At 73.6% G+C, this 23695-nt stretch carries 26 protein-coding genes; 13 read left to right on the top strand and 13 right to left on the bottom strand.

Translation table 11 applies throughout. The annotated features are described in order from the left end of the window. Window positions 1-63: 63 nt before the first annotated feature. The 5 genes from ACYVJE_RS20750 to ACYVJE_RS20730 form a co-directional block, all read right to left on the bottom strand. Window positions 64-414, bottom strand: a complete 351-nt coding sequence (locus ACYVJE_RS20750) for a DUF418 domain-containing protein (RefSeq protein ID WP_461145770.1) — start codon at window positions 412-414, stop codon at window positions 64-66. Continuing rightward, window positions 348-1121 carry a hypothetical protein gene (locus tag ACYVJE_RS20745; RefSeq protein WP_461145769.1) on the bottom strand — a complete coding sequence of 258 codons (774 nt, stop codon included), beginning with the start codon at window positions 1119-1121 and terminating at the stop codon, window positions 348-350. Before ACYVJE_RS20745 ends, ACYVJE_RS20750 begins: the two co-directional genes overlap by 67 nt. A gap of 217 nt (window positions 1122-1338) precedes the next feature. Further along, entirely contained in the window at window positions 1339-1575 is a 237-nt protein-coding gene (locus tag ACYVJE_RS20740; protein WP_459157652.1) for a hypothetical protein, read from the bottom strand. A gap of 5 nt (window positions 1576-1580) precedes the next feature. Next, the gene (gene nagA / locus ACYVJE_RS20735) at window positions 1581-2723 is read right to left on the bottom strand and encodes an N-acetylglucosamine-6-phosphate deacetylase (RefSeq protein ID WP_461145768.1); all 1143 of its coding nucleotides are present in this window, start codon (window positions 2721-2723) and stop codon (window positions 1581-1583) included. Between the two features lie 124 nt (window positions 2724-2847). Beyond that, complete coding sequence (locus ACYVJE_RS20730) at window positions 2848-3420, bottom strand: SigE family RNA polymerase sigma factor (RefSeq protein WP_461145767.1); 573 nt, start codon at window positions 3418-3420, stop codon at window positions 2848-2850. An 85-nt stretch (window positions 3421-3505) separates the two neighbouring features. Between ACYVJE_RS20730 and ACYVJE_RS20725 the strand changes: the two genes are divergently transcribed. The 4 genes from ACYVJE_RS20725 to ACYVJE_RS20710 all read left to right on the top strand — a co-directional run bounded on the left by ACYVJE_RS20725 (window position 3506) and on the right by ACYVJE_RS20710 (window position 7039). Further along, a complete protein-coding gene (locus ACYVJE_RS20725; RefSeq protein WP_461145766.1) occupies window positions 3506-3787 on the top strand; it encodes a YciI family protein in 282 nt (93 codons plus the stop codon). A gap of 270 nt (window positions 3788-4057) precedes the next feature. Next, on the top strand, window positions 4058-5092 hold the full coding sequence (fbaA, locus tag ACYVJE_RS20720) for a class II fructose-bisphosphate aldolase (RefSeq protein ID WP_459157648.1): 1035 nt from the start codon (window positions 4058-4060) through the stop codon (window positions 5090-5092). Between the two features lie 76 nt (window positions 5093-5168). Then, window positions 5169-5582: a DUF3151 domain-containing protein gene (locus ACYVJE_RS20715; protein ID WP_461145765.1), complete on the top strand. Its 414-nt coding sequence runs from the start codon at window positions 5169-5171 to the stop codon at window positions 5580-5582. Between the two features lie 284 nt (window positions 5583-5866). Continuing rightward, complete coding sequence (locus ACYVJE_RS20710) at window positions 5867-7039, top strand: FUSC family protein (protein WP_459157646.1); 1173 nt, start codon at window positions 5867-5869, stop codon at window positions 7037-7039. Between the two features lie 228 nt (window positions 7040-7267). On the opposite strand, the gene ACYVJE_RS20705 is transcribed toward ACYVJE_RS20710, so the two are convergent. Then, on the bottom strand, window positions 7268-7900 hold the full coding sequence (locus ACYVJE_RS20705; protein ID WP_459157645.1) for an HNH endonuclease family protein: 633 nt from the start codon (window positions 7898-7900) through the stop codon (window positions 7268-7270). Window positions 7901-8479: 579 nt separating this feature from the next. Continuing rightward, on the bottom strand, window positions 8480-9181 hold the full coding sequence (locus tag ACYVJE_RS20700) for a hypothetical protein (RefSeq protein ID WP_461145764.1): 702 nt from the start codon (window positions 9179-9181) through the stop codon (window positions 8480-8482). Window positions 9182-9280: 99 nt separating this feature from the next. Between ACYVJE_RS20700 and ACYVJE_RS20695 the strand changes: the two genes are divergently transcribed. Beyond that, window positions 9281-10567: an adenylosuccinate synthase gene (locus ACYVJE_RS20695; RefSeq protein WP_459157643.1), complete on the top strand. Its 1287-nt coding sequence runs from the start codon at window positions 9281-9283 to the stop codon at window positions 10565-10567. Between the two features lie 28 nt (window positions 10568-10595). Here ACYVJE_RS20695 and ACYVJE_RS20690 read toward each other — a convergent pair whose 3' ends face one another. After that, window positions 10596-12206 (bottom strand): Na+/H+ antiporter, encoded by a 1611-nt coding sequence (locus tag ACYVJE_RS20690; protein ID WP_461145763.1) that lies wholly within the window; start codon window positions 12204-12206, stop codon window positions 10596-10598. Between the two features lie 188 nt (window positions 12207-12394). Here ACYVJE_RS20690 and purD point away from each other — a divergent pair, with 188 nt between their 5' ends. Together purD and ACYVJE_RS20680 are read left to right on the top strand one after the other, a co-directional pair. Beyond that, window positions 12395-13660 carry a phosphoribosylamine--glycine ligase gene (purD, locus tag ACYVJE_RS20685; RefSeq protein WP_459157641.1) on the top strand — a complete coding sequence of 422 codons (1266 nt, stop codon included), beginning with the start codon at window positions 12395-12397 and terminating at the stop codon, window positions 13658-13660. Between the two features lie 110 nt (window positions 13661-13770). Beyond that, window positions 13771-13965, top strand: coding sequence for a hypothetical protein (locus tag ACYVJE_RS20680; RefSeq protein ID WP_461145799.1), 195 nt, complete (start codon window positions 13771-13773; stop codon window positions 13963-13965). 401 nt (window positions 13966-14366) lie between these two features. Here ACYVJE_RS20680 and ACYVJE_RS20675 read toward each other — a convergent pair whose 3' ends face one another. Together ACYVJE_RS20675 and ACYVJE_RS20670 are read right to left on the bottom strand one after the other, a co-directional pair. Continuing rightward, window positions 14367-14969, bottom strand: coding sequence for an HAD family hydrolase (locus tag ACYVJE_RS20675; RefSeq protein WP_461145762.1), 603 nt, complete (start codon window positions 14967-14969; stop codon window positions 14367-14369). Window positions 14970-14990: 21 nt separating this feature from the next. After that, window positions 14991-16010, bottom strand: a complete 1020-nt coding sequence (locus ACYVJE_RS20670) for a threonine aldolase family protein (protein WP_459157638.1) — start codon at window positions 16008-16010, stop codon at window positions 14991-14993. A gap of 186 nt (window positions 16011-16196) precedes the next feature. On the opposite strand from ACYVJE_RS20670, the gene ACYVJE_RS20665 reads away from it, so the two are divergent. From ACYVJE_RS20665 to ACYVJE_RS20650, 4 genes are all read left to right on the top strand, one after another. Beyond that, window positions 16197-16712, top strand: coding sequence for a SigE family RNA polymerase sigma factor (locus ACYVJE_RS20665; protein ID WP_459157637.1), 516 nt, complete (start codon window positions 16197-16199; stop codon window positions 16710-16712). Window positions 16713-16725: 13 nt separating this feature from the next. Beyond that, complete coding sequence (locus ACYVJE_RS20660; RefSeq protein WP_461145761.1) at window positions 16726-17397, top strand: hypothetical protein; 672 nt, start codon at window positions 16726-16728, stop codon at window positions 17395-17397. A 156-nt stretch (window positions 17398-17553) separates the two neighbouring features. Further along, complete coding sequence (locus tag ACYVJE_RS20655) at window positions 17554-17877, top strand: DMT family transporter (protein ID WP_461145760.1); 324 nt, start codon at window positions 17554-17556, stop codon at window positions 17875-17877. A gap of 9 nt (window positions 17878-17886) precedes the next feature. Continuing rightward, entirely contained in the window at window positions 17887-18465 is a 579-nt protein-coding gene (locus ACYVJE_RS20650) for a TetR/AcrR family transcriptional regulator (protein ID WP_461145759.1), read from the top strand. 125 nt (window positions 18466-18590) lie between these two features. Here ACYVJE_RS20650 and ACYVJE_RS20645 read toward each other — a convergent pair whose 3' ends face one another. Beyond that, entirely contained in the window at window positions 18591-18854 is a 264-nt protein-coding gene (locus ACYVJE_RS20645; RefSeq protein ID WP_461145758.1) for a hypothetical protein, read from the bottom strand. Window positions 18855-19364: 510 nt separating this feature from the next. Here ACYVJE_RS20645 and purB point away from each other — a divergent pair. Further along, window positions 19365-20798 carry an adenylosuccinate lyase gene (gene purB / locus ACYVJE_RS20640; protein WP_461145757.1) on the top strand — a complete coding sequence of 478 codons (1434 nt, stop codon included), beginning with the start codon at window positions 19365-19367 and terminating at the stop codon, window positions 20796-20798. Between the two features lie 129 nt (window positions 20799-20927). Here purB and ACYVJE_RS20635 read toward each other — a convergent pair whose 3' ends face one another. After that, window positions 20928-21578, bottom strand: a complete 651-nt coding sequence (locus ACYVJE_RS20635; RefSeq protein ID WP_461145756.1) for a TenA family protein — start codon at window positions 21576-21578, stop codon at window positions 20928-20930. A 137-nt stretch (window positions 21579-21715) separates the two neighbouring features. Here ACYVJE_RS20635 and ACYVJE_RS20630 point away from each other — a divergent pair, with 137 nt between their 5' ends. After that, on the top strand, window positions 21716-22606 hold the full coding sequence (locus tag ACYVJE_RS20630; RefSeq protein WP_461145755.1) for a phosphoribosylaminoimidazolesuccinocarboxamide synthase: 891 nt from the start codon (window positions 21716-21718) through the stop codon (window positions 22604-22606). Window positions 22607-22626: 20 nt separating this feature from the next. Here the strand turns inward: ACYVJE_RS20630 and ACYVJE_RS20625 are convergent, their stop codons facing one another. After that, window positions 22627-23280, bottom strand: a complete 654-nt coding sequence (locus ACYVJE_RS20625; protein WP_461145754.1) for an MBL fold metallo-hydrolase — start codon at window positions 23278-23280, stop codon at window positions 22627-22629. Window positions 23281-23695: the final 415 nt, after the last annotated feature.

Genomic DNA, 23695 nt, shown 5'->3' with positions numbered 1-23695 from the left:
GAGCTCCCCGCCGTGCGGCGTGCGGATCCGCACCGGTCGCGGAGGTCCTCTCGCAGGACGAGATCACGCCCCGGCTGTCGCCCGTTCGCGACCTCCCGGAGCAGTCGTCGAGGACACCTCCGCACACCTGCCGGTCCGCAGCGGAACGACCTGCCACCAGGTGAGGCACCGCCACACCCACTCCAGCGGGCCGTAGCGGAAGTGGCGCAGCCACAGGTGGCTCCACCCGAACTGGACGCAGAAGATCCCCGCGGCCAGCGCCGCCATGAGCCCCCACCGCTCAGCGCCGTGCAGCCCCAACAGGTGGCCGAGCGGGACGAACAGCAGCGTCGCCGTGACGTAGTTGGTCAACGCCATCCGCCCCACGGGCGCGCACGCGCGGGTGACAGCTCCCCCTGCGGGCGTGCGCAGCACCAGCAGCGTCCCGGTGACGTAGACCGCCGCCGTGCACAGCCCGCCACCCCCGAGGAGGTGGTGAAACCGGCCGACAGCGGGGCCTGCTCCTGCCAGAGGTTCGTGCCGACCGCCAGCGCGGCCGCTGCCGCGGCCACCGCGCCCAGATACCGGACATCGCAGCGCAGCACCCGCGCGATGGCTCCGCCACCGAGCGCGGCACCGATGAGGAGCAGTCCCGGGATCAGCGCGATCCCGCCGCCGAAGACGACCGCGAGGCCGAGCAGCACCGCCCCGCCCAGCAGGTTCACCCACCGCGGCGCGAAGCTCAGCGGAAGCAGCACCACCAGGCCGACGATCGCGTACGGCAGCAGCGCCTCACCCGGCTGCAGGAGCTGGTGCAGGGCGCCGAGGACGAGCAGGCGCCGCAGCAGCAGCACCCGCGGACGCGCCGCCCGCGCCGCGGAGCGGCTCAGGAAGATGCCGAAGCCCACCCCGAACAGCAGCGAGAAGATCGGGAAGAACCGCTGCTGCACGAGCAGGTCCAGCACGTGCCGCGCCGGCAGCACTTCGCCGTCCACCACCCCGGTCATCCGCATGACCGGGGGGATGTTGACGAACAGGATCCCGGCGAGGGCGACCGCGCGCAGGACGTCCAGCTCGGTCAGCCGCTCCGCGGCCGCGGCGGAGCGGTCACCGGTCCCGGCGGTCGTGAGCGGCTGCGTCACCCCGCCGGAACAGCGGCGGGGTGACGCGGCGGAAGACCAGCGGGGGTCGGGGTGCTGCGAGGACTCGGGACGCCGGTGTGGCTGCGGAACGGGCACGATCCCCATCATCCGCGTGGGCGGAGCGCGGAGCCCGGCCGTGCGGGCGGTACTGCCTCGGCTGAAAGGCCGGTATCGCGGAGGTTCTCCTCGGCTCTTCGGCCGAAGTGGACGCGACCGACTACAGCAGCGTCACCGCCGCGCAGCAGGCCCCGGCGGCCAGCCCCAGCAGCAGCGCGTACAGCAGCAGCCCCGCGGCCGGGGGCCGCGACCGCCCGCGGCCGGGCGCGGGCGCCGCCCCGGCGGACTCCGCCGCCCCGCCGGGTCCCGCGGACCCCCCGGCGTAGCCGCGCAGCGCGGCGGCGATGTGATCGTCCGACAGCCCGTTGCGCTCCGAACTCCTCGGTCCCGGCTCCATCGGTCTCAGTCTAGCCACGTCCCCGCCCGCATCACGTGCCGCAGCAGCAGCTCCTCGGTGAGCACGACGAGGTCGGCCCGCTTGCCCGGGGCGATCGACCCGATCCGCGCGTCGAGACCGAGCACCTCCGCCGGCTTCGACGCGGTGGCCGCCGCGGCATCGGCCGCGCTCAGCCCGCAGTGCTGCACGAGGTTGCGGAACGCGCGGTCCATGGTGAGCGTGCTGCCCGCCAGGGAGCCGTCGTCCAGCCGGGGTTGCCCGCCGTCGACCGTGACCGCCAGCCCGCCCAGGTCGAACGTGCCGTCGCCGGCCTCGGCGGCGCTGATCGCGTCGGTGACGGCCAGGGTGCGCGCCGGTCCCGCGGCGCTCGCCGCCAACCGGGCGACCGCCGGGTGCAGGTGCACGAGATCGCAGATCAGCTCGACGGCGACCCGCTCGTCGGCCAGCAGCTCGCCGACCGGTCCCGGCTCGCGGTGGTGCAGCGGCGGCATCGCGTTGAACAAGTGCGTCGCGATGCGGGCACCGGCCTCCACCGCGGGCAGGACGTGCTCACCGCGCGCGTCGGTGTGGCCGACCGCGGCGCGCACCCCGCGGTCGGTGATGCGGCGGATCGCCTCGACGGCCCCGGGCAGCTCGGGCGCGAGGGTGATCGTGCGCAGGGCGTCACCGCCGGCCGCCAGGAGCTCCTCGACGGATTCCGGTTCCGGTTCGGTCAGCACCGCCGGTGCGTGGGCGCCGCACCGGGCCGCGGCGAGGAACGGGCCCTCCAGGTGCGCCCCGGCGAGCTCGCCGCCGGAGACGAACTCGCGCAGGGCGGCGAGCTGCTCGCGCAGCCGCGGCATCGGGGCGGAGACGAGGCTGGCCAGCATCGTGGTCGTCCCGTGGCGCCGGTGCGCGTCGATGGCGGTGCGGATCTGCCCGGCGTCGGCGGTGGTGAACGATCCCCCTCCGCCGCCGTGGCAGTGCGCGTCGACGAAACCGGGTACGAGCCATCCGCCGGAGAGCTCCACCCGCGTGGCCGGGGCGGGCGGCGCTCCGGTGCCGACGTCGCGGATCTCCTCACCCGCCACGTGCACCCACGCGTTCGGGCGCACGCCGTCCGGGGTGACGACGCGGGCGCCGGTGAGGACCAGGTCGCGCGAGTGCACCGTGCTGTGCCTCCTCCGGGGTCGGGCGCGTGGAACCGCAGCGAGGAACCCTCGCGAGTACTGGTCTACACCACGCGGCCGGCACGCCGCACCCCCGGTGCGCCCGCCGGGTACCAGCGACCGGTCAGCTCTCCATCGCCTTCTGCAGCGCGCTCAGCGCGCGGCTCGCCGTCGACTTCACCGCACCGCGGGACAGACCGGTGGCCTCCGCGATCTCCGCTTCGGAGAGGTTGTCGTAGTAGCGCAGGACGAGCACTTCGCGCTGCCGCCGCGCCAGTTTGCCCAGCGCGGTCACCACGGACTGGTGCTCGGTGGTGAGCATGGCCAGCGACTCGGCCGAACGCGCGTGCGTCTGGTGCGGCGGCTGGTACTCGCGCGCGGTCTTGCGCTTGCGCAGCACCGAGCGGCTCGCGTTGATCACGGCGGTGCGCAGGTACCCCACGGCCGCCTTGGAATCGCGGAGACCGGACCAGTTGCGGTACAGGCCGGTGAACGCCTCCTGCACCACGTCCTCGGCCGTGGTGGGTTCGTCGACCAGCAGGATGGCCAGCCGCACCATGCGCATGCGCTGCTGGTGGTACAGGTCCTCGAGGGTCAGCGGCCGGTCCGTCTCCGGTTCGGCGGGCGCGTCCAGCGCGCGCAGCTTGCTCAGCGTCCGCTCCACGGTTCGTTCGGCCGCGTGCTCGTCGTCCCGCACACGGCCACGTTACCCGGTGATCGCGGGGGGATCACTCCGCCGGGTAGCGTGCACCCGACGGCACAGGCGGAACCGGGAGGCGGAGATGGCCACGTACGTCGTCGAGCTGGAGTACGGCGCGGACCGCGAGGAGCGGCTGCGCGTGCGTCCCGAGCACCGGGAGTACTGCCGGGACCTGGCCGAGCGCGGCGTGGTGCTCGCCGGCGGGCCGTTCGCCGACGAAACCGGGGCGATGCTCATCTACGAGGTCGCGGACGCGGCGGAACTGCGCGCCGTCCTCGAGGCCGACCCCTACGCCGCGGCGGGGGTTCTCGCGAGCACGACGATCCGGGAGTGGAACGTCGTCACGGGCTCCTGGGCGCGGTGACGCGCTCGGAGCGCGAGCTCCGGCCCCGCCAGCGGGGCGTGTGAACATGTCCACAGGACTTGCGCGGCTCTGAATCGCATCACCGGCTTTCCACCCCACCCCCGGTTGGGGCAGTGTTAACCGTGCCTCGGCCGGGCCGGTGCGCCGGGTCCGCGGCGGGGTGCGTCAGCCGAAAGTGCTGTGCCGAGTTCCGACCGCTCCGGGTGAACGGCCCGCGCAGGATGCGGTGCGGCTCGCGCCACTCGATCATCTCAGCGAGGAGGACCACCGATGCCCATCGCGACCCCCGAGGTCTACGCGGAGATGCTGGACCGGGCGAAGTCGGGCGAGTTCGCCTACCCGGCCATCAACGTGACCTCCTCGGAGACGCTCAACGCGGCGCTGCGCGGGTTCGCCGAAGCGGAGAGCGACGGCATCATCCAGTTCTCCACCGGCGGTGCCGAGTTCGCGTCCGGCAGCAAGGTCAAGGACATGGTCACCGGTGCCACCGCGCTGGCGGAGTACGCGCACGTCGTGGCCGACGAGTACCCGGTGAACATCGCGCTGCACACCGACCACTGCCCGAAGGACAAGCTGGACGACTACGTCCGGCCGCTGCTGCGGACCAGCCAGCAGCGGGTCCAGCGTGGACAGAACCCGCTGTTCCAGTCCCACATGTGGGACGGCTCCGCGGTCGAGCTGCACGAGAACCTGAGCATCGCCGAGGAACTGCTCGCCGAGTCCGCCAAGGCCAGGATCATCCTGGAGATCGAGGTCGGCGTCGTCGGCGGCGAGGAGGACGGCGTCAGCCACGACATCAACGAGAAGCTCTACACCGCGCCCGGCGACTTCGAGCACACCGTCGACGCGCTCGGCGCGGGCGAGAAGGGCCGCTACCTGCTGGCGGCGACGTTCGGCAACGTGCACGGCGTGTACAAGCCGGGCAACGTCAAGCTCCGCCCGGAGATCCTCAAGGAGGGGCAGGAAGTGGCCGCCCGCAAGCTCGGCCGGTCCGGCGACGACAAGCCCTTCGACCTCGTCTTCCACGGCGGCTCCGGTTCCGAGCTGGAGGAGATCCACGCGGCGCTGTCCTACGGCGTGGTGAAGATGAACGTGGACACCGACACCCAGTACGCCTTCACCCGGCCGATCGCGGACCACATGTTCACCAACTACGAGGGCGTGCTCAAGGTGGACGGCGAGGTCGGCGACAAGAAGAAGTACGACCCGCGCAGCTACCTCAAGGCCGCCGAGCGGTCCATGGCCTCCCGCGTGGCCGACGCGTGCGGGATGCTCAAGTCCACGGGGCGGAGGATCACCGGCTGACACCGGTGCGCGAGGCTCCCCCGGGACGCGGCCCCGCGGGCCACGCCCCGGGGGGACCGGCTGGCAGGATGGGCGCATGACACAGGGCAGGAACTTGCTGGAACCGCCGGAGACCCTGCTGGAGGAGAACACGGACGCGCGCGCCGAGCTGGACGCCGGCACGGACCCGGCGATCGTCGCGGCGCACCACCCGACCTTCAGCGCGGCCTGGGCCGCCCTGGCCGAGGCGGCGTTGGCGAACGGCGAGCACATCCAGGCGTACGCGTACGCGCGGACCGGTTACCACCGCGGGCTCGACTCGCTGCGCAAGGCCGGCTGGAAGGGTTTCGGCCCGGTGCCGTGGCGGCACGAGCCGAACCAGGGCGTGCTGCGCGCGATCGCGGCGCTGGCCCGCGCGGCCCGGGCGATCGGTGAGGACGACGAGTTCGAGCGGTGCCACCAGCTGCTCTCCGACAGCGACCCCGAAGCGGTGAGCGCGACGGGCGTCTGAGGACGTCGGCCCGCGGTGCCGCGCTGCTTCCCCCGCGGGCCGCCACGGCGGGTGACCGCGGCATCCGCCGGGCGTCCGGCGCTGCTGCGGTGGAGCAGCGCGCAGTCCTCGTGCGGTGGCCGAACTCGCGGGGGACGGCGCTGCCGCTCCCTCCGCGGGGGCCGCCACGGCGGTCCGGGGAGCAGCGCGGCGTCCGGTGCCCTCCGCCACCGCGGGAGCGGCGGGGATCACTGTGGGCCGGTGGTCCCGCCGTGGAGCTGACCACGTCATCGAGAATGGGGTCCGTGACCGGAAACTTCCAGGCCGGCCACGACCGGCTCCGCGAGGATTTCGGCCGGCGCGTGCGCCGCCTGCTGCGCACCGGCCTGCCCATCGTGCAGGCCGGCATCGCCGCCGGTCTGGCGTGGTTCATCGCGAAGCAGCTCGTCGGCCACCCGCAACCGTTCTTCGCGCCCATCGCGGCGGTGATCTCCCTCGGCGTCTCCCTCGGCCAGCGCATGCGCCGCTCCGTGGAGCTCGTCGTCGGGGTGAGCATCGGCGTCGGCGTCGGGGACCTGCTCATCTCGCTGATCGGCACGGGACCGTGGCAGATCGCGCTCGTGGTGATGCTGGCGATGAGCGCGGCCGTCCTGCTGGACAGCGGCAGCGTGATCGTGCTGCAGGCGGCCTCGTCCTCGGTGCTCGTGGCCACGCTGCTCCCGCCGGCGACCGCCGGCGGGTGGACCCGGATGGTCGATGCCGCGGTGGGCGGTGTCGTCGGCCTCGTCGTCGCGTTGCTGCTGCCGGCGAACCCGCTGAACGTGGCGCACCGCAACGGGCGTGTCGTGCTCGGTGCGCTGGCGGACGCGCTGCGCGGGGTCGGGGGGGCGGTCGCGCGGCAGGACGTGGCGATGGCTTCCGACGTGCTGGCCCAGGCGCGCAGGAGCCAGCAGGACGTCGACGCGATGCGCTCGGCGTTGCAGGCGGGCGGTGAGATCGCCCGGTACGCGCCGATCCGCTGGCGCCGCCGCGGCGAGCTGGAGCGCTACGACGTGGCAGCGACACCGATCGACCGGGCGCTGCGGAACACGCGCGTGCTGGCGCGGCGGGCGCTGGCGGCGCTGCGCGACGAGGAACCGGTGCCGCGTCCGCTGCCCGCCATGCTGGAGGAGCTCGCGGGGGCGGTCGCGCTGCTGCGCGACGAGCTGGCCAGCGGGAGCGATCCGCTGCAGGCGCGGGAAGCGGCCCGCTCGGTGGCTCGGAAGTCCACTGTGGAGCTCTTGGGGGAGGGCGACTACTCGATGCAGGTGGTCGTTCTCCAGGTCCGCTCGATCGTGGTGGATCTGCTCCAGGCCACCGGCCTCGGCCGGGCCGAGGCCCTGGCCGCGCTGCCTCCGCTGCACCCGGACGAAGACACCGCGGAACCCCAGGGCACGGACCCGGAGGACGTGGACCCCGAGGACGTCGAGCCCCGCTGACTATCTGGACTCGTTCCAGAGAACGCAATTTTCATGAAAATTGGAAGCTGTCCCCACTCGGGTGGGCGACAAATGATCAGCACGCCTCCGGGGGAATGATGTCGGCCCTCGCCGGGTGGAGGGCCTTCGGCGAGTGGAGGGCCCTCGGCGTGTGGATGGCCCTCGGCGAGTGGGGGGCCCTCGGCGAGTGGGGGGACTCGATGAGGAGGACCCAGCAGGTGGCGGTCCTCAGCAGGTGGTGAGGGCGTCCTCCAGCGCGCTCTTCTCGCCGTCGGTGACGGTGAGCTGCCACTTGTGCTTCGAGGCGATCCACATCGAGGCGTAGGTGCAGTGGTAGCCGTTCTCCGGCGGCATCCACTCGTCCGGCGTGTCGTCGCCCTTCTCCTGGTTGACCGAGTCGGTCACCGCCACCAACTGCGGGCTGTCCAGGTCGTTGGCGAACTCGGAGCGCCGCTCGTTGGTCCACTCGGCAGCACCCGAGCGCCAGGCCGCGGCCAGCGGCACCACGTGGTCGATGTCGACGTCGGAGGGCTCGCTCCAGGTCCGGCCGTCGTACGGGCTCGTCCACGTGCCGGACGTGGGATAGCAGTCGTCCCCGGTCTCCACGCCGTCTCCGTCCCGGCGCAGCACCTGCTCGCGGGTGTCGCAGTTGTCCGGACCGGAGCTCCAGTGCGGGAACTTGTCCCGGTCGTAGCCGTCCATGGGGCCTTCCGGGGCGACCCGCAGCTCGGAGAGCATGCCCCGGGCCTCGTCCGGTGCGGGAATGCCGGGGGGTTCGGACACGGCCGGCTGCGTCGTGCTCAGGCCCAGTGCTGCGGCGATGGGGAGGGCTGTCGCTGCGGCCACGGCGCGCTTCCTCATGGCTGCCTCCGTCGGATCGGTCGGTGGGCGCATCGACCATGACCGATCCGGTTGATCAGGGCAATGCCGAAGTGTGATCGGGCGGTGACATGACGTGAAAACGCCAGTGGCGGCCACCGCTGCGCCGGAGTGCCGACCTCGTCGCGGTGTCCTCGCCCGGAGGGGCGGGGACAGGAGCGGTCCCGGATTCCCCGCCTCGCCCGATCAGGTTGTTCGCGCATTTCTCGCGAAATGCGCGAAACGCAGCGCGCGGCATCCACTGGAGCCGTGCCGGTCGAAGTTGATCACTGGGGAGCGGGTCCTCCTGCCACGTGGTTTCGCGAACGGCCGGGGAGGTGCGCCTCCGGACGGGGCCACCGGGACCGACAACCCGGGGCGGTCGGAGGGGAGGTCGCGCACCGCGGCTGGATCCGAGATCGCGCACCGCCCCTCGGCCGCGCGTCTTCGCCGCGGCGTTCGGGAGGGGTGGTGCGGTGACGGTGCGGCCCGGCCGGCGGTCGCGCGGGGCCTCCGCGGCGGCGTTCGGGAGGGGTCGTCCGGTCGGCCGGTCTTGCCGGGCCTCCGCCGCGGGCGGGTCGCTCACCGCGCCAGCAGCAGGTCCTCGGTGTGCCGGTGCCACACCCACTTGCTGATCGGACGCGGGTGGTCCACACCGTCGTGCCGGACGGTGGTCTCCTCGAACGCCAGCTGCACGGCGCGTCCGCGCGCGGAGGAGGTGCGGCGGCGCAGCAGACCGCGCCGCGCCGCGAACACCCGCACCCCGTCCATGATGGGGGCGATGTTCTCGCCGATCGGGTCCTCGGTCGGTTCGGGCAGCGCCGCGGCCTCCGGATCCGGGGTGACGACCAACCGCAGCGCGGTGCCGTGCAGCACCCGCGCGTCGTCGCAGTAGACCTGCCCGGTGATCGGTGCGACGACGCCCTCGCCGACGAGCACGCCTCCGGTGTCGTCCTTCAGCAGCGGGGTGGGCGCGCCGGGTGCGCGCAGCGCCCGGTCGAGGTCCTCGACGCGCAGGCCCCACAGCCGCGCGGCGGGCGAGTCGGCCACGGGCACGTAGCCGACCGCGAGCTCCCGGAGCAGGCCCTTGCGCAGCACCCGCACCACCACCGCGGCGAGGTCCGCATCGGTGCCGCGGACGACGATGCGATCGCCCGCCCGCGCGAGCAGCGGGTCGACCTCCGCGCGCCCCGGGGTGGCGGGCAGGTCGTGCCACTGCACGGCGTCACTGCTCGGGCGCATAGTGGAGTTGAAGTTTCCGCAGGACAGTGCGGTGGTGGTCACGATTCGCTCCTGGTTTACCCTGACCGGTCGGCATCACCCGTGGTGGACGCGGGCGCGCGGTCACGTTGGCGGCCACCGGAATCCAGGTTGGAGTGTCACATGCCGGCGATCGTGCTGATCGGAGCCCAGTGGGGCGACGAAGGCAAGGGTAAGGCGACGGACCTGCTCGGTGAGAAGGCCCGCTGGGTCGTCCGCTACCAGGGCGGCAACAACGCGGGGCACACCGTCGTGCTGCCGGACGGGCAGGACTTCGCCCTGCACCTCATCCCCTCCGGGATCCTCACGCCCGGAGTGACCAACGTGATCGGCAACGGTGTCGTGGTCGACCCGGGGGTGCTGCTGGAGGAGCTGTCCGGGCTGGAGCAGCGCGGGGTGGACACCTCGAACCTGCTGGTCTCCGCCGACGCGCACCTGATCATGCCGTACCACGTGGCGATCGACCGGGTCACCGAGCGCTACCTCGGCAAGAAGCAGATCGGTACCACCGGCCGCGGCATCGGCCCCTGCTACCAGGACAAGGTCGCCCGCGTCGGGGTGCGCGTGCAGGACCTGCTCGACGAGAAGATCCTGCGCCAGAAGGTCGAGGCCGCGCTCGAGTTCAAGAACCAGGTGCTGGTCAAGGTCTACAACCGGCGCGCGCTCGACCCGGAGGAGGTCGTCGACACCGTGCTCGGCCAGGCCGAGAAGTTCGCGGGCCGCATCGCCGACACGAAACTCCTGGTCAACCAGGCCCTCGAGCGGGACGAGACGGTGCTGCTGGAGGGCTCGCAGGGCACCCTGCTGGACGTCGACCACGGCACCTACCCGTTCGTGACCTCGTCGAACCCGACGGCCGGCGGCGCGTGCGCGGGCGCGGGCATCGGCCCCACCCGCATCGACTCCGTGATCGGCATCCTCAAGGCCTACACCACGCGCGTCGGCGCCGGGCCGTTCCCGACGGAGCTGTCCGACGAGTCGGGCGAGACCCTGCGGCGGCAGGGCGGCGAGTTCGGCGTCACCACCGGGCGCTCGCGGCGGACCGGCTGGTTCGACGCGGTGCTGGCCCGCTACGCGACCCGGATGAACGGGATCACCGACTACTTCCTCACCAAGCTCGACGTGCTCACCGGCCTGGACACGATCCCGATGTGCGTGGCCTACGACATCGACGGCGAGCGGGTCGAGGAGATGCCGATGACCCAGACCGGCGTGCACCACGCGGTGCCGGTGTACGAGGAGATGCCGGGCTGGCACGAGGACATCAGCGCCGCGCGCACGTTCGAGGACCTGCCGGCGAACGCGCAGGCCTACGTGCGGCGCATCGAGGAGCTGTCCCGCTGCCGCGTGTCCGCGATCGGCGTCGGCGCCGGCCGCGCGGAGACCATCGTCCGGCACGAGCTCGGCTGATCGTCCCGGCTCCGCCCCAGCGAGCCGGTCATCTCGTGCGCCACGAGGCGTCGAGGGCGGCTTCCTCCATGTCCAGCTCGTGCAGCACGCGGCGCAGCACCTCGTCGTCGAGCTGCCCGGCGTCGCGCTCGTCGGCGAGCGCGGAGCGCTCCACCTCGATGAGCGCGCGGCGCAGCGTGGCCATCGTGCGCTGGTGCGATGCGTCCCGTTCCTGCGCGGTGCGGCCGATCTGCTCGCTCGCGGCCAGGTCCCGGTACTCGACGAGCGCCTTGACCCGGTCGACGATCCCGCGGTGCTCCTCCGGCGAGACCCCGAGGTGCTCCGGCGTGTACGTCTCGAGGCGGTGCAGCGCGGCGTCGGCGGCGTGGCGCCGGGCCCGGATCTCCGCCTCGTCGTCGCGCTGCTCCTCGTCCGGGTCGCTGACCCGCAGCCGCCGGATCAGCCACGGCAGCGTCGTGCCCTGCGCGAGGATCGTGCCGACGGTGACGACGAACGCGATCAGCTGGATCAGCTCCCGGTCGGGGAACGGTTCGCCGGCCGCGGTCTCGTACGGGATCGCCCCCGCGGCGGCGAGCGTGACCACGCCGCGCATGCCGGTCCAGGACAGCACGACCGTGCGCCGCCACGTCCCGGAGCTGCCGGGAGCGCGGGTGAGCCGGGACAGCCCGGGCAGGTAGCTGGACGTGAACATCCACGCGACGCGGACGGCGACGGTGGCGGCGAGCAGCGCGAACGCGACGGCGAGCACGCGGCCCGGGTCGCGCCCGGAGGTGAGCACCTCGGTGACGACCGAGTCGAGCTGCAACCCGATGTAGGCGAACACGAAGCTCTCCAGCAGCAGGTTGATCGAGGACCACACCGCGCTCTCCTGCAGCCGCCCGGCGGCGCGCGCCCGCGGGCGGTAGTGCCCCACGTACAGCCCGGCGGAGACGACGGCGAGCACGCCGGAACCGCCGAGCTCCTCGGCCAGCAGGTAGGCCACGAACGGCACGAGCACCCCGAGCAGGGTGGCCACGTGCACGTCGGGCACGCGGGTGCGGGCGAGGTGGGTCAGCGCACCGAGCAGCAGGCCCACGCCGACGCCGACGCCGGCGGCGAGCGCGAACGCGCCCAGCCCCTGCACCAGCGTGGGAGTGTTGCCGGCGACCGCGGCGATGGCCATCCGGTAGGTCGTCAGGGCCGCGGCGTCGTTGATGAGGCTCTCGCCGCCGAGCACGGTGAGGACCGGGCGGGGCAGCTTGAGCCGCCGTCCGATGGCCGCGGCGGTGACCGCGTCCGGCGGGGCGAGCACCGCGCCGAGCACCACCGCCGAGCTCAGCGGCAGCTCGGGGACGAGCAGGTAGGCGGCGTAGCCGAGGACGAACGCCGTGGCCACGACCTGCAGCAGGCCGTGGTGCACGATCGGTGCGATGCGGCTGCGGAAGTCGAGGTAGGAGCTCTCCAGCGCGGCGCTGTACAGCAGCGGCGGCAGGACGACGGTGAGCAGCAGCTCGGGGTCCACGTGGAAGTCCCCGCCACCGGGGAGGTAGGACACCGCGAGTCCCACGAGCACCAGCAGCAGCGGCGCGGCGATGTCCCTGCTCCGCGCGAACGCCGTGACGAGCAGCGCGCCGACGAGGACGAACAGCAGTTGGGCCACCGGCTCACCTCCGTCGGCCCGACAGGTTAGCCCCGGGCCGCGGTGGTCGCCGGACAAGCGGGGATCACCGGACGACCCGTGCCGCCGGCCGGGCCTCCGGCTCGCCCGCGCCCGCGCGAGGTGGGGTTCTCCCCGCATCGCCGGGGGTGCTCGGTTCCCGCGCACGGGGACCGCTTACGCTGCGATTCGTGCGAATTCTTGTGCTCGGTGCCGGTGGCCGGGAACACGCGATCGCCGCGGCCCTGTCGCGCGACCCCGCGGTGACCGCGCTCGCCTGCGCCCCCGGCAACGTCGGAACCGCCACGCTCGCCGAGAACCACGACGTCGACGTGCAGGACCCGCGCGGGGTCGCTGCGCTCGCCGCCGACTGGGGGGCCGATCTCGTCGTGATCGGCCCGGAGGCGCCGCTGGTCGTCGGTGCGGCGGACGCGGTGCGCGCGGCCGGCATCCCGTGCTTCGGGCCGTCGAAGGACGCGGCGCGGATCGAGGGGTCGAAGGCCTTCGCGAAGGAGCTCATGCAGGCCGCCGACGTGCCCACCGCGCGGTCGGAGCTGGTGGACAACCCGGCGCACCTGGACGCCGCGCTCGCCCGGTTCGGCCCCACGTGGGTGGTCAAGGACGACGGGCTCGCCGGCGGCAAGGGCGTGCTGGTCACGCCCGACTTCGACGCGGCGCGCGCGCACGCGATGACGCTGCTCGACGACGGCCACCCGGTGGTGCTCGAGAGCTTCCTGGACGGTCCGGAGGCCTCGCTGTTCTGCTTCGTCGACGGCTCCACCGTGGTGCCGCTGCGGTTCGCGCAGGACTTCAAGCGCGCCGGTGACGGGGACGCGGGGCCGAACACGGGCGGCATGGGTGCGTACTCGCCGCTGCCGTGGGCCGCGGAGGACCTGGCGGGCACGGTGGTCTCCCGGATCGTGCAGCCGACGGTGGACGAGCTGGCGCGGCGCGGCACCCCGTTCTCCGGGCTGCTGTACACGGGGCTGGCGCTGACCTCCGAGGGCCCGAAGGTGGTCGAGTTCAACTGCCGGTTCGGCGACCCGGAGACGCAGTCGGTGCTGTCGCTGCTGCGCACGCCGCTGGCTTCGCTGATGCACGCGGCGGCCTCGGGGACGCTGGCCGAGCACCCGCCGCTGGAGTGGCACGAGGGCTTCGCGGTGACCGTGGTGCTCGCCGCCGAGGGCTACCCGGGACGGCCCCGGCTCGACGACGTCATCCACGGCAGCACAGCCCCGGGCGTGCTGCACTCCGGCACGCGGCGGGGTGAGGACGGTTCGGTGCTCTCCGCCGGGGGGCGCGTGCTGTCGGTCGTGGGCACGGGCACCGACCTGGCCGCGGCGCGCGACGACGCCTACCGGCGCGTGGACGCCGTGCACCTGCCCGGGGCGCACTACCGCACCGACATCGCCCTGCGCGCCGCGCAGGGCGAGGTGGCCGTGCCCGGCCGCTCCTGACTTCCCGGGGAGTCCGCGGGCCGGCGCCCCGAGTTCCGGGGGACCCGGATTTCTCCCGGATTTTCCCCGCGGAGCGGGATCTTCCGGGCGCGACCTCTGGCAGGCTGGGGGTGACGCCGAGGGATCGGAGGGAACCCGTGCTGTGGAAGGTCATCGGAGGCCTGCTGCTGCTCTGGCTGGTCGTGTCGGTCGCCGGGGTGCTGCTCAAGGGCCTGTTCTGGTTGGCCGTGATCGGCGGGATCGCGTTCGTCGTCACCGCCGCGGTCGGCTGGGCCAAGGACGACAAGAAGAAGATCAGGTCTTAGGGAGTCCGCGGATCGGCTGTTGAGGGCGGGTGGATGGGGTAGCTGGGAGGAACCTCCGGCGGCACCTCGCTCCGGGATCCCCGACATCGAGTAGCGACCTACTCCCATCTGCCCCCGACCTCCCAGCTGCCCCCGACCTCCCAGCTGCCCCCGACCACCCTCCCCGGACGGGAGCAGCATCGTCGGGGCTGTCCTCGCGAGGCGGCGCCGGAGAACCCGCGGTAGGGGCTGTTGCGATGCGGGGATGCCGGGTGCAGTCGGGAGCTGACGTGCCGCAGGCGGGAGAGCTCGCAGCCACCCTGGGAGCGAGGGCCGACAGCAAGTTGACAAGGCCCTTTGCGTGAGCCGGCAGCTTCGCCGCTCGGCCACCGGTGCGAGCGGGCGGACATCCACCGACCCGCTCAGCGCAGCAGGCCGCGCTCGCGCAGCGCGGCGCGGCCGGTGGCCGCGTCGCGCCACACCTCTGCCTGGATGCCGAGCTCCCGCGCGGCGTCGACGTTGTCCTGCCGGTCGTCGAGGAACAGGCACCGCTCCGGCGCGGTGCCCAGGTGCGCGAGCAGCTCGCGATAGATCCGCGGGTCCGGTTTGGCCAGGGCGAGGTCGCCGGAGAACAGCAGGTGCTCGAACCGCGCGGCCCAGGGGCGCGCGGCCAGCAGGCGTCCCATCCGCGAGGGCGCGTTGGACAGCACCGCCAGCCGCCGCCCCGCCGCGTGCAGCTCGTCGACCAGGTGCAGCGCGGCGGGGTCGGTGTGCGACCAGCCGTCGACGTCGATGCGGGTGAGTCGTTCGGACAGGTCCGCGTCGACCGGTACGCCCAGCCGCTCGCCCACCGCCTGCCAGTACGCCAGGGCGTCGTCGGTGCGGTCCCAGACTGGTCGCTCGGCCATGTAGGGGGCTTTCAGCGCCTCCTCGGTCACCCCGAGGTGCTCCGCCAGCGCGGGCAACGCGCGGGTGGGGGTGCTGAGCACCTTCCCGTAGTCGAACACGATCCAGCTCGGCGGCACGTGCGTCTCCTCCCCGGGTGCTCAACCCTGCTCGCGCTTGATGCGCAGCAGCGCCTCGTCGATGTCGGCGGTGCTGACGTCGCGGTGGGTGATGAAGCAGAGGTCGCGCCCCGCCGGCGCCGCGAGCACCCCGGCCCGGGTGAGGCGCTGCAGCGTGCGCGGCGGATCGGGCACGGCGGCGAGCACGATGTTCGTCTGCGGCGGGGTCACCTCCCACCCGAGTTCGCGCAGGCCGGCGGCGAGGCGGTCGGCGTTGTCGTGGTCGGTGGCCAGATCGCCGCGGCGCTCGAGCGCGACCAGCCCGGCCGCGGCGAGCACCCCGCTCTGCCGCAGGCCGCCGCCGAGCATCGTGCGCATCCTGCGGGCCTCGGCGGTGAACTCCGCGCTGCCCGCGAGGACCGCTCCGGCCGGGGCGCCGAGCCCCTTGTTCAGCCCCACCTGCACCGTGTCCACCCCGACGGCGAGCGCGGCCGGCGGCAGGCCGAGCGCCACGGCGGCGTGCCACAGGCGCGACCCGTCCAGGTGCACCCGCAGACCGCTGTTCCGCGCGGTGGCGGTGAGGCGCGCGTGCTCGTGCGGGGGCACGAGAGCACCGCCCGCCCCGGCGTGCGTGTCCTCCAGGCACAGCAGCCGGGTGCGCAGCGTGTCGTCCGCGGTTGCGGTGAGGTGGGAGCGCACCGCCTGCGCGCTCGGGCGGCCGGGTCCCGCGTCCCAGTCGAGGGGTTCGGGCATGCCGCCGGCGAGCCAGGCGGCGGTGCCGCGCTCGTGGCTGAGCACGTGCGCCGCGCGCGGCGCGAGGAACCGGTCGCCGCGGCTGAGCTGCAGCGACAGCGCGATCAGGTTGCCCATGGTGCCGCTGGGCACCCACAGCGCCGCGGCGGTGCCGAGCAGCTGCGCGACGCGTTCTTCGAGCACGCGCATCGTCGGGTCGTGATCAAGCACGTCGTCGCCGACTTCGGCGCGCGCCATCGCCGCGGACAACCGTTCGTCGGGGCGCGTGACCGCGTCGGAGCGCAGGTCGATCGGTATCGGCTTGGTCACGAAGTGATCACATCACATCACGGGTGGGGCGGGGCAACGGGAGGGGCGGAGTTTCCCCCCGGGTTCACGCGGATGTCGCCGCGGCCGCCGCGAGTCGGGTTGGATCGGCTCGCGGCGTCCGTGCAACCGTGGAGCCCGCACGTTCCGTCCGGTGGACGGCAGGTACTCACGAGCGGAGAGGCCCGCGTGAACCAGCGCGATGAGCAGGAGTTCGCGGAGTACTTCGCGGCTCGGCTGGAGGCGGTGCGTCGGATGGCGTACATGATGTGCGGTGACTGGCACCGCGCGGACGATCTCGCCCAGACGGCGTTCATCGCGTTGCACCGGCACTGGCGCAAGGTCCGGGACAGGGGCGCGCTGGACGCGTACGTGCGGCGCACGCTCACCCGCGCGCTCATCGACGAGAAGCGCCGCCCGTGGCGGCGGGAGCGCTCCGCGGAGTCGCTGCCGGACCGGGAGAGCGGCGCGTCGAACGTGGCCGAGTCGGTGGCGGACCGGCAGCTGCTGCTGCGCGGGTTGCAGGAGGTGCCGCCGCGTCAGCGGGCCGTGCTGGTGCTGCGCTTCCTGGAGGGCCTGGACGTCGCCGAGGTCGCGGCGGCGCTCGGGTGCAGCGAGGGCACGGTGAAGAGCCAGTGCGCCCGCGGGTTGCGCACGCTCCGCGACGTGCTCGGGGATCAACTACCGGACCTGCGGTCGGTGTGAGGAGTGCGTCCCAGTGGATGAGCGCAGACTCGAGGAGCTGTTCCGGAGCGCGGTGCCGCCCGCCCCGGAGGCGTCGTTCGACCGGGACGACGTGCTGCGCGGTTCCCGCCGCATCACCGCGCGTCGCCGCGTCGCCGCCGGCGGGGCCGCGGTGGCGGTGGCGGTGGCGGTGCTCGGCGGTGCCGGCGCGGCCTGGTTCGCCCCGCAGCCGTCCGGGCCGACGATCGCCGAGGACTCCCGACCACCGGCCGAGCGGGACGCTCCGCCTCCGCCGCAGGAGCCGTCCGAACCGGGGGTGCTGGCCGAACCGCGGACCGGTGGCGCGGAGTGCGGTGCTCCGGACGCGGGTCTGGCCGCCGCTGTGCGGGCGCGGCTGCCGCAGGCGGGCGAGGCGCGTCCGGTGCCCCGGCAGTCCTGCCCGGACGGGGCGGTGACGGCGGCTCTGCCGGTGCACCGGGGCGAGCAGGCGGGCACGGTCGCGGTCGTCGTGGCCGCAGCGGACGCGCTGCCGGGGGAGCAGTCGGAACCCGGGGACTCCCGTCTTCCCGGCGGGGGGTTCCAGTCCGTGCGGCAGGCCGGCGAGGGGCGCGTCGTGGTCGTGACGAGCACCGCGGACAGCGGTGGGCCCGCGCCGTACGCGGCGCGGGTGCCCGGGATCGCCGGGGAGCTGGCCGGGGAGTACTGAGAGCCCGTTTCGACCTCGCGGAGGTCCTCCCTCACGTCGTCGGTGGTGGAACGCGCCACCAAGAATGGTACGTCCGTACCAGAATGCGCTAGCGTCCACGGTGTGGACGCGGTGCACCGCCGGTGCGCTGCGCGGGAACGACCGAGGGAGGACGGAATGCTCGCGTGGATCGTGTTGATGGTCTCCGGGGTCTTCGAAGCCGGCTGGGCGGTGTCGCTGAAGCTGTCCCACGGGTTCAGCCGCCTGCTGCCCACCGCCTCGTTCCTCGTGCTCGCCGCGATCAGCTTCGCCGGGCTCGCCTACGCCATGCGGTACCTCCCCGCCGGACCGGCCTACGCGGTGTGGACGGGGATCGGTGCCGCGCTCACGGCGCTGGTCGGCATGCTGTTCCTGGGTGACGGCTTCTCCGTGCTGAAGACCGTGTCGATCGTGCTGATCGTCGCCGGGGTGATCGGGCTGAACCTGACGGGAGCGCACTGAGGAGTACCGATGCCGAACACGTCGAAGGGCCAGCGGCGGCGGCAGCAGCTCGTCGCCGCGGCCGCGGAACTGCTCGCCGAGGGCGGGTTCGAGGCCGTGCGGCACCGCGCGGTCGCGGAGCGCTCCGGACTGCCGCTGGCCTCCACCACCTACTACTTCTCCTCGCTGGACGACCTCGTCGCGGCGGCCGTGGAGCACGAGATGCGGGGGGAGCTCGACGCCGGGCGCGCGCGGCTCGACGAACTCGCCCGCGGGCGGCTCGGCACCGACGAGGTGGTCGAGCTGGTCCTCGACCTGCTGCTCGGGGCCCGCTCGCGCGAGGGCGGTGCGCAGCCCGTGCTGCTGCGCTACGAGCGGTTCGTCGGAACACCGCGGCGCCCGCACCTCGCACCGCTGATGCGCAGGCTCAACGCCGAAACGCACGAGCTGCTCGGCGAGGTCCTCGCGCGCAGCGGCTGCGCCGTGCCCGCCGCGGAGCGCTCGGAGCTCATCGCCCTCGTCGACGGCACGGTCGTCAACGCGTTCATCGACAGCGATCCCGACCCGCGGGCGGCCGCGGCCCGCGTGCTGCGCGCCCGCCTCGGGTAGGGACTGCTTTCACAGCGGTGTGCCGAGGTGGCCGCTCGGCGGGACCTCCTTGCACTCCCAGCTGCCCCGACCGCCCGCCCCGGACAGCGAACATCGAGCAGCCACGCGGGGGCACAGCCGCAGCTTCAGAAGTCCCAGGTGACGTGGCGGTGCGCCGCGCCGTCGGCCCGCTCGGTGCAGTCGGTGCACCACTCGGTGACGTGCGCGCTGCGCGGCACGCGCCCGCTCGGCGTCGGCTGGGGGATCTTCACCGCCGTTCCGCACATCGCGGTGACCGTCTGACCCGCGTACACGGCTCCCGGGCGCGTCGTCACGGCGTGGCGGCGGTCCGCCCCCGCCCCGACGATCCAGAAGACGTCCTCCTGCTCGGCGAACACGTCGGTGATCATCCGCCCCTCGGTTTCCAGCAGCGCCGCTCGACGCGGCGACGTCGTTGCCCGGACCTGCGAAAACACTATTTCCCGTGATCCCGTTCGTCCATGCTCGGGATGAAAACGGCGGGGGAATTGATCCCTTCCAGCGATCTTCGGCGCCGGATGTGCGGATGCACGCAGCAGGTGCACGTGCCGGGTGCACGTGCGCTGGGCCGGGGCCGCTCGCGGTGGCCTCCGCGCCCGGCGGGGTGCTCGGGTCCGAGCGGGAGCGCTGCCGCGCTGGGTCCCGCGGGAGCGCTGCCGCGCCGGGGTCGCTGCCGCCTCGGGGAGAGGCGCCGCGGGGCGCCCGCGGCGTGCGCGAGCCCCGCGGCGAGGCCCGTCGGGTGCGCCCCACCGGATCCGTCGGGTGCGCCCGACCGGGCCGCGGTCCCGCCGGGGGCGGGTACCGTGCGCGGGCGCGCCCCGGCACCCGCGCCTGCCGGGGCGCGCCCGCGCACGGCGGCGGGGGCAGTATCCTGCCGGAACGTGACGGTCAAGCCGAACATCCCGAACGTCCTCGCCCACCGGTACGCCTCGCCGGAGCAGGCGGAGCTGTGGTCCCCGCGCACCAAGATCGTGCTGGAGCGCAAGCTGTGGCTCGCCGTGCTCCGCGCCCAGGCCGACCTCGGCGTGGACGTGCCGGAGAACGCCCTGGCCGACTACGAGCGGGTGATCGACGACGTCGACGAGGAGTCGATCGCCGAGCGCGAGCGGCGCACGCGCCACGACGTCAAGGCCCGCATCGAGGAGTTCAACGCGCTCGCCGGGCACGAGCAGATCCACAAGGGCATGACCTCGCGGGATCTCACCGAGAACGTCGAGCAGCTGCAGGTGCGCCGCGGCCTCGAGATCATCCGCGACCGGGTGGTGGCCGTGCTCGCCCGCCTCGGCCGCCTGGCCGCCGAGCACGGCGAGCTCGTCATGGCCGGCCGCTCGCACAACGTCGCCGCGCAGGCCACCACCCTGGGCAAGCGCTTCGCCACCGCGGCCGACGAGCTGCTGGTGTCGTTCCGGCGGTTGGAGGACCTGCTCGCGCACTACCCGCTGCGGGGCATCAAGGGGCCGGTCGGCACGGGCCAGGACGAGCTGGACCTGCTGGGCGGCGACACCGGCAGCCTCACCGAGCTGGAACGGCGCGTGGCCGGGCACCTCGGGTTCGGGCGCACGCTGACCAGCGTCGGCCAGGTCTACCCGCGCTCGCTGGACTTCGAGGTGCTCAGCGCGCTGGTGCAGCTGGCCGCCGCCCCGTCGAACGTGGCCACCACGATCCGGCTGATGGCGGGCAACGAGCTGGTCACCGAGGGCTTCCAGCCCGGTCAGGTCGGCTCCAGCGCCATGCCGCACAAGATGAACACGCGCTCCTGCGAACGCGTCAACGGCCTGGCCGTGGTGCTGCGCGGGTACCTGTCCATGTCCGGCGAGCTGGCCGGCGACCAGTGGAACGAGGGCGACGTGTCCTGCTCGGTGGTCCGCCGCGTCGCCCTGCCGGACGCGTTCTTCGCGCTCGACGGGCTGCTGGAGACGTTCCTGACGGTGCTCGACGAGTTCGGCGTGTTCCCGGCCGTGGTCAACCGCGAGCTCGACCGCTACCTGCCGTTCCTGGCGACGACGAAGGTGCTCATGGCCGCCGTGCGGGCCGGCGTGGGCCGCGAGACCGCGCACGAGGCGATCAAGGAGAACGCGGTCCAGGTGGCGCTGGACATGCGGGAGCAGGGCATCGAGCGCAACGACCTGCTCGACCGGCTCGCCGCCGACGAGCGGCTCCCGCTGGGCAAGGAGCAGCTCGACGAGCTGCTGTCGAACCCGCTCGAGTTCACCGGGGCGGCGGTGGAGCAGGTGCGCACCGTCGTCGGCGAGATCGAGCAGGTCACCGCGCGGTACCCCGAGGCGGCCGCCTACAACCCCGCCGAGATCCTGTGAACGGAGCTGCTGGTCGGTGGGTTGCGCGGCCGCAGAGGGCGGGGCAGCACCTTCGGGGATCGTCCTCGCTCGGAAAGCGCTGAGAACCCGCGGCCGGACCACCAGCTCATCCGGGGGTCGCACCACGGTTCATTCCCAGTGGGCGTCGAAGAAGTCCTTCTCGCACCGGGTCGCCCGCTGGAACAACCGCAGGCAGTGGGCCCGGTCCCGTTCGTCCAGCTCCGCTGCGACCCGGTCGAGCTCGGCGCGCAGCCACTCGACCCACTGGCGGAACTCCGGGTTGTTGTGCAGCGCGATCCACTCGGCGGAGACGAAGTCCTCCGGCAGCTCCTCCGGGGCGCGCCGGGCCCACTCCAGGTAGCTCCACTCGGCCACGGTGAGCACGGTCAGCACCTCGGCGTAGCCGCCGCGCTCGTTCGTGTCGGCCATGAGCTCGCGGAACGCGGTGGTCGCCGCGTCGAGCTCCGGGCGGGTGCGGTCGCCGGCGGGGACGTCGAGCGCGTCGAAGGCCCGTTCGAAGTAGGTGTTCTCCGTGCTGGTCACGGTGGCGATGGCGCGGGCGATCACCAGCCGCGAGGAGTAGCCGTCGGCCCTGGCCAGCGCCGCGCCGAGCAGGGCGACGAAGTCGTCGACGAACTGGTAGTCCTGCACGAGGTAGCTCCGCATCGCCGCGGGCGGGACCTCCCCGGCGAAGAGGGCCTCGGTGAACGGGTGGTGGGTCACCGCGCTCCAGTCGGGTTCGCTGCGCTCGGCCATCCAGGTGCTGAGGGACTCCGTCACGCGTGCCTCCCTGCTCTCGTGCGCCGCCTGCTCTCGTGTGCCGCCCGGGTGCTCCCCGCCGGGGTCTTCCCACACTGCCACGGCAGCGGCGCCGCCCACCGCACTCGCCCGCTCGGGGGTGGGGGAAAATCCGCGGTGTGGTTGCACTCGCCGATTACCCCCAGATCGCGGCCGGCAAGGTCCGCCAGCTGCACGCCGTGGACGACGACCACCTGCTGCTGGTGGCCTCCGACCGGATTTCCGCCTACGACCACGTGCTGGACACGCCGATCCCGGACAAGGGGCGCGTGCTCACGGCGATGAGCGTGTTCTGGTTCAACCTGCTCGCGGACCTGGTGCCGACGCACTTCGCCGCGGCCGACGACGAACGGATCCCGGACGAGGTGCGCGGGCGGGCGCTGCTGGTGCGGCGGTTGGACATGCTGCCGGTGGAGTGCATCGCGCGCGGCTACATCACCGGTTCCGGCATGGCCGAGTACCGCAGCAGCGGGCAGGTGTGCGGGATCGTCCTGCCGGACGGGCTGCGGGAGTCGGAGGAGCTGCCGGAGCCGATCTTCACGCCCACGACGAAGGCCGAGCTGGGCGGGCACGACGAGCACATGGGCATGGAGCAGGTCGCGGCCCTCCTCGGCGAGGACGTGGCCGAGCGGTTGCGCGCCACCACGCTGGACGTGTACCGGCGGGCTGCGGAGCACGCGGCCAGCCGGGGCGTGCTGCTGGCCGACACGAAGCTGGAGTTCGGCCTGGACGCGGCGGGCCGGCTCGTGCTCGGCGACGAGGTGTGCACCCCGGACTCCTCGCGGTACTGGCCCGCCGCGGACTACGAACCGGGCCGCACGCAGCCGTCGTTCGACAAGCAGTACGTGCGCGACTGGCTGACCTCGCCGGCCTCCGGGTGGGACCGCCACTCGGGCGCGGCCCCGCCGCCGCTGCCGGAGGACGTGGTGGCGGCGACGCGGCAGCGCTACGTCGAGGCCTACGAGCGGATCACCGGGCGGAGCTTCGCCGACTGGCTCGAGCCGGCGTGAGCCAGACCGCGCCGGCGTGATCAGACCTCGCTGGGCATCCCGCTCTCCAGCGGTGCGACGCGGGTGTCCTCGGGGGCGAGGCGCTCGAACATGGAGTAGTGCATCCGCGGCACGGACAGCACGGCCTCGTGGATGGGCACGGCGGTGCGCGGGTGCACCGCGCGGAGGAAGTCGACCGCTTCGGACAGCTTCAGCCACGGGGCGCCGGTGGGCAGGCCGAGCACGTCGACGGGCTGGTCGGGCACGTGGAACGCGTCGCCCGGGTGGTAGAAGGCGCCGTCGTCGAAGAGGTAGCCGATGTTGGCGATCCGCGGGATGTCCGGGTGGATCACCGCGTGGTCACCGCCCACGACGCGCACCGCCGCGCCCGCGATGTCGAGGGAGGCGCCGGGGCTGGTGGGCTCCGGTTCCGGACCGCCTTCGGGCAGGGCTCCTTCGGCGGCGAGCTGTTCGGCCGTCTGCACGTCGGTGACGAAGCGGGCGCCGCGGTTGGCCTCGAGCAGCGCGGGCAGGCGGTCGCGGTCCACGTGGTCGGGGTGCTGGTGCGTGATCAGCACCGCGTCGAGCTCGTCCAGCCGCTCGAACCCGCGGGAGAACGTGCCCGGGTCGACCAGGACGCGCGCGGCGTCGGTCTCCACCAGGACGCACGAGTGACCGAAGTGGGTGATGCGCACTGCGCCTCCTCTGCGCTCGGGAATCGGGTGCGGGCGGCGGCCGCGGGGCGACCGTCGCCGCGGGTGGAGCCGCCGGGCGCGGCTCCTCGTCCGCCTTCGCCGCGGCCGGCGGTGCTTCCCGCGCCAGCTTCGCACGGCCACCCGCGGCGGGACAGCACTCGCCGCGGGCACGCACCACTCCGCTGCGTACCGCCCCTCCCGCCCAGCCGCAGGCGGAGCGGGAGGTCGCGGGCATCCGGGAGGGACCTCAGGGGCGCTGTCCAGCACCCCCGTCCAACGCCTCCCCGTCCAGCACCTCCCCGGAAAGGAGCAATGGAGCACGAACCCCTGGTGGGCGCGGTGCTCGGTCGAACCGCGTCAGCACGGAGCGTGACAGCGCGGGCGGAGCGCGGACGGCGCGTGCGGTGGGCGCACC

The organism is Salinifilum aidingensis, from assembly GCF_054782015.1.
Note: the sequence above shows the minus strand (reverse complement) of the source record. Positions and strands in the feature narration are given on the sequence as shown.

Bases quoted from the DNA above. Each gene is read 5' to 3' on its own strand.
- ACYVJE_RS20740 (WP_459157652.1), bottom strand. From the start codon at position 1,575: ATGGAGCCGGGACCGAGGAGTTCGGAGCGCAACGGGCTGTCGGACGAT.
- ACYVJE_RS20725 (WP_461145766.1), top strand. From the start codon at position 3,506: ATGGCCACGTACGTCGTCGAGCTGGAGTACGGCGCGGACCGCGAGGAG.
- fbaA (WP_459157648.1), top strand. From the start codon at position 4,058: ATGCCCATCGCGACCCCCGAGGTCTACGCGGAGATGCTGGACCGGGCG.
- ACYVJE_RS20715 (WP_461145765.1), top strand. From the start codon at position 5,169: ATGACACAGGGCAGGAACTTGCTGGAACCGCCGGAGACCCTGCTGGAG.
- ACYVJE_RS20705 (WP_459157645.1), bottom strand. From the start codon at position 7,900: ATGAGGAAGCGCGCCGTGGCCGCAGCGACAGCCCTCCCCATCGCCGCA.
- ACYVJE_RS20695 (WP_459157643.1), top strand. From the start codon at position 9,281: ATGCCGGCGATCGTGCTGATCGGAGCCCAGTGGGGCGACGAAGGCAAG.
- ACYVJE_RS20655 (WP_461145760.1), top strand. From the start codon at position 17,554: ATGCTCGCGTGGATCGTGTTGATGGTCTCCGGGGTCTTCGAAGCCGGC.
- ACYVJE_RS20650 (WP_461145759.1), top strand. From the start codon at position 17,887: ATGCCGAACACGTCGAAGGGCCAGCGGCGGCGGCAGCAGCTCGTCGCC.
- ACYVJE_RS20645 (WP_461145758.1), bottom strand. From the start codon at position 18,854: ATGATCACCGACGTGTTCGCCGAGCAGGAGGACGTCTTCTGGATCGTC.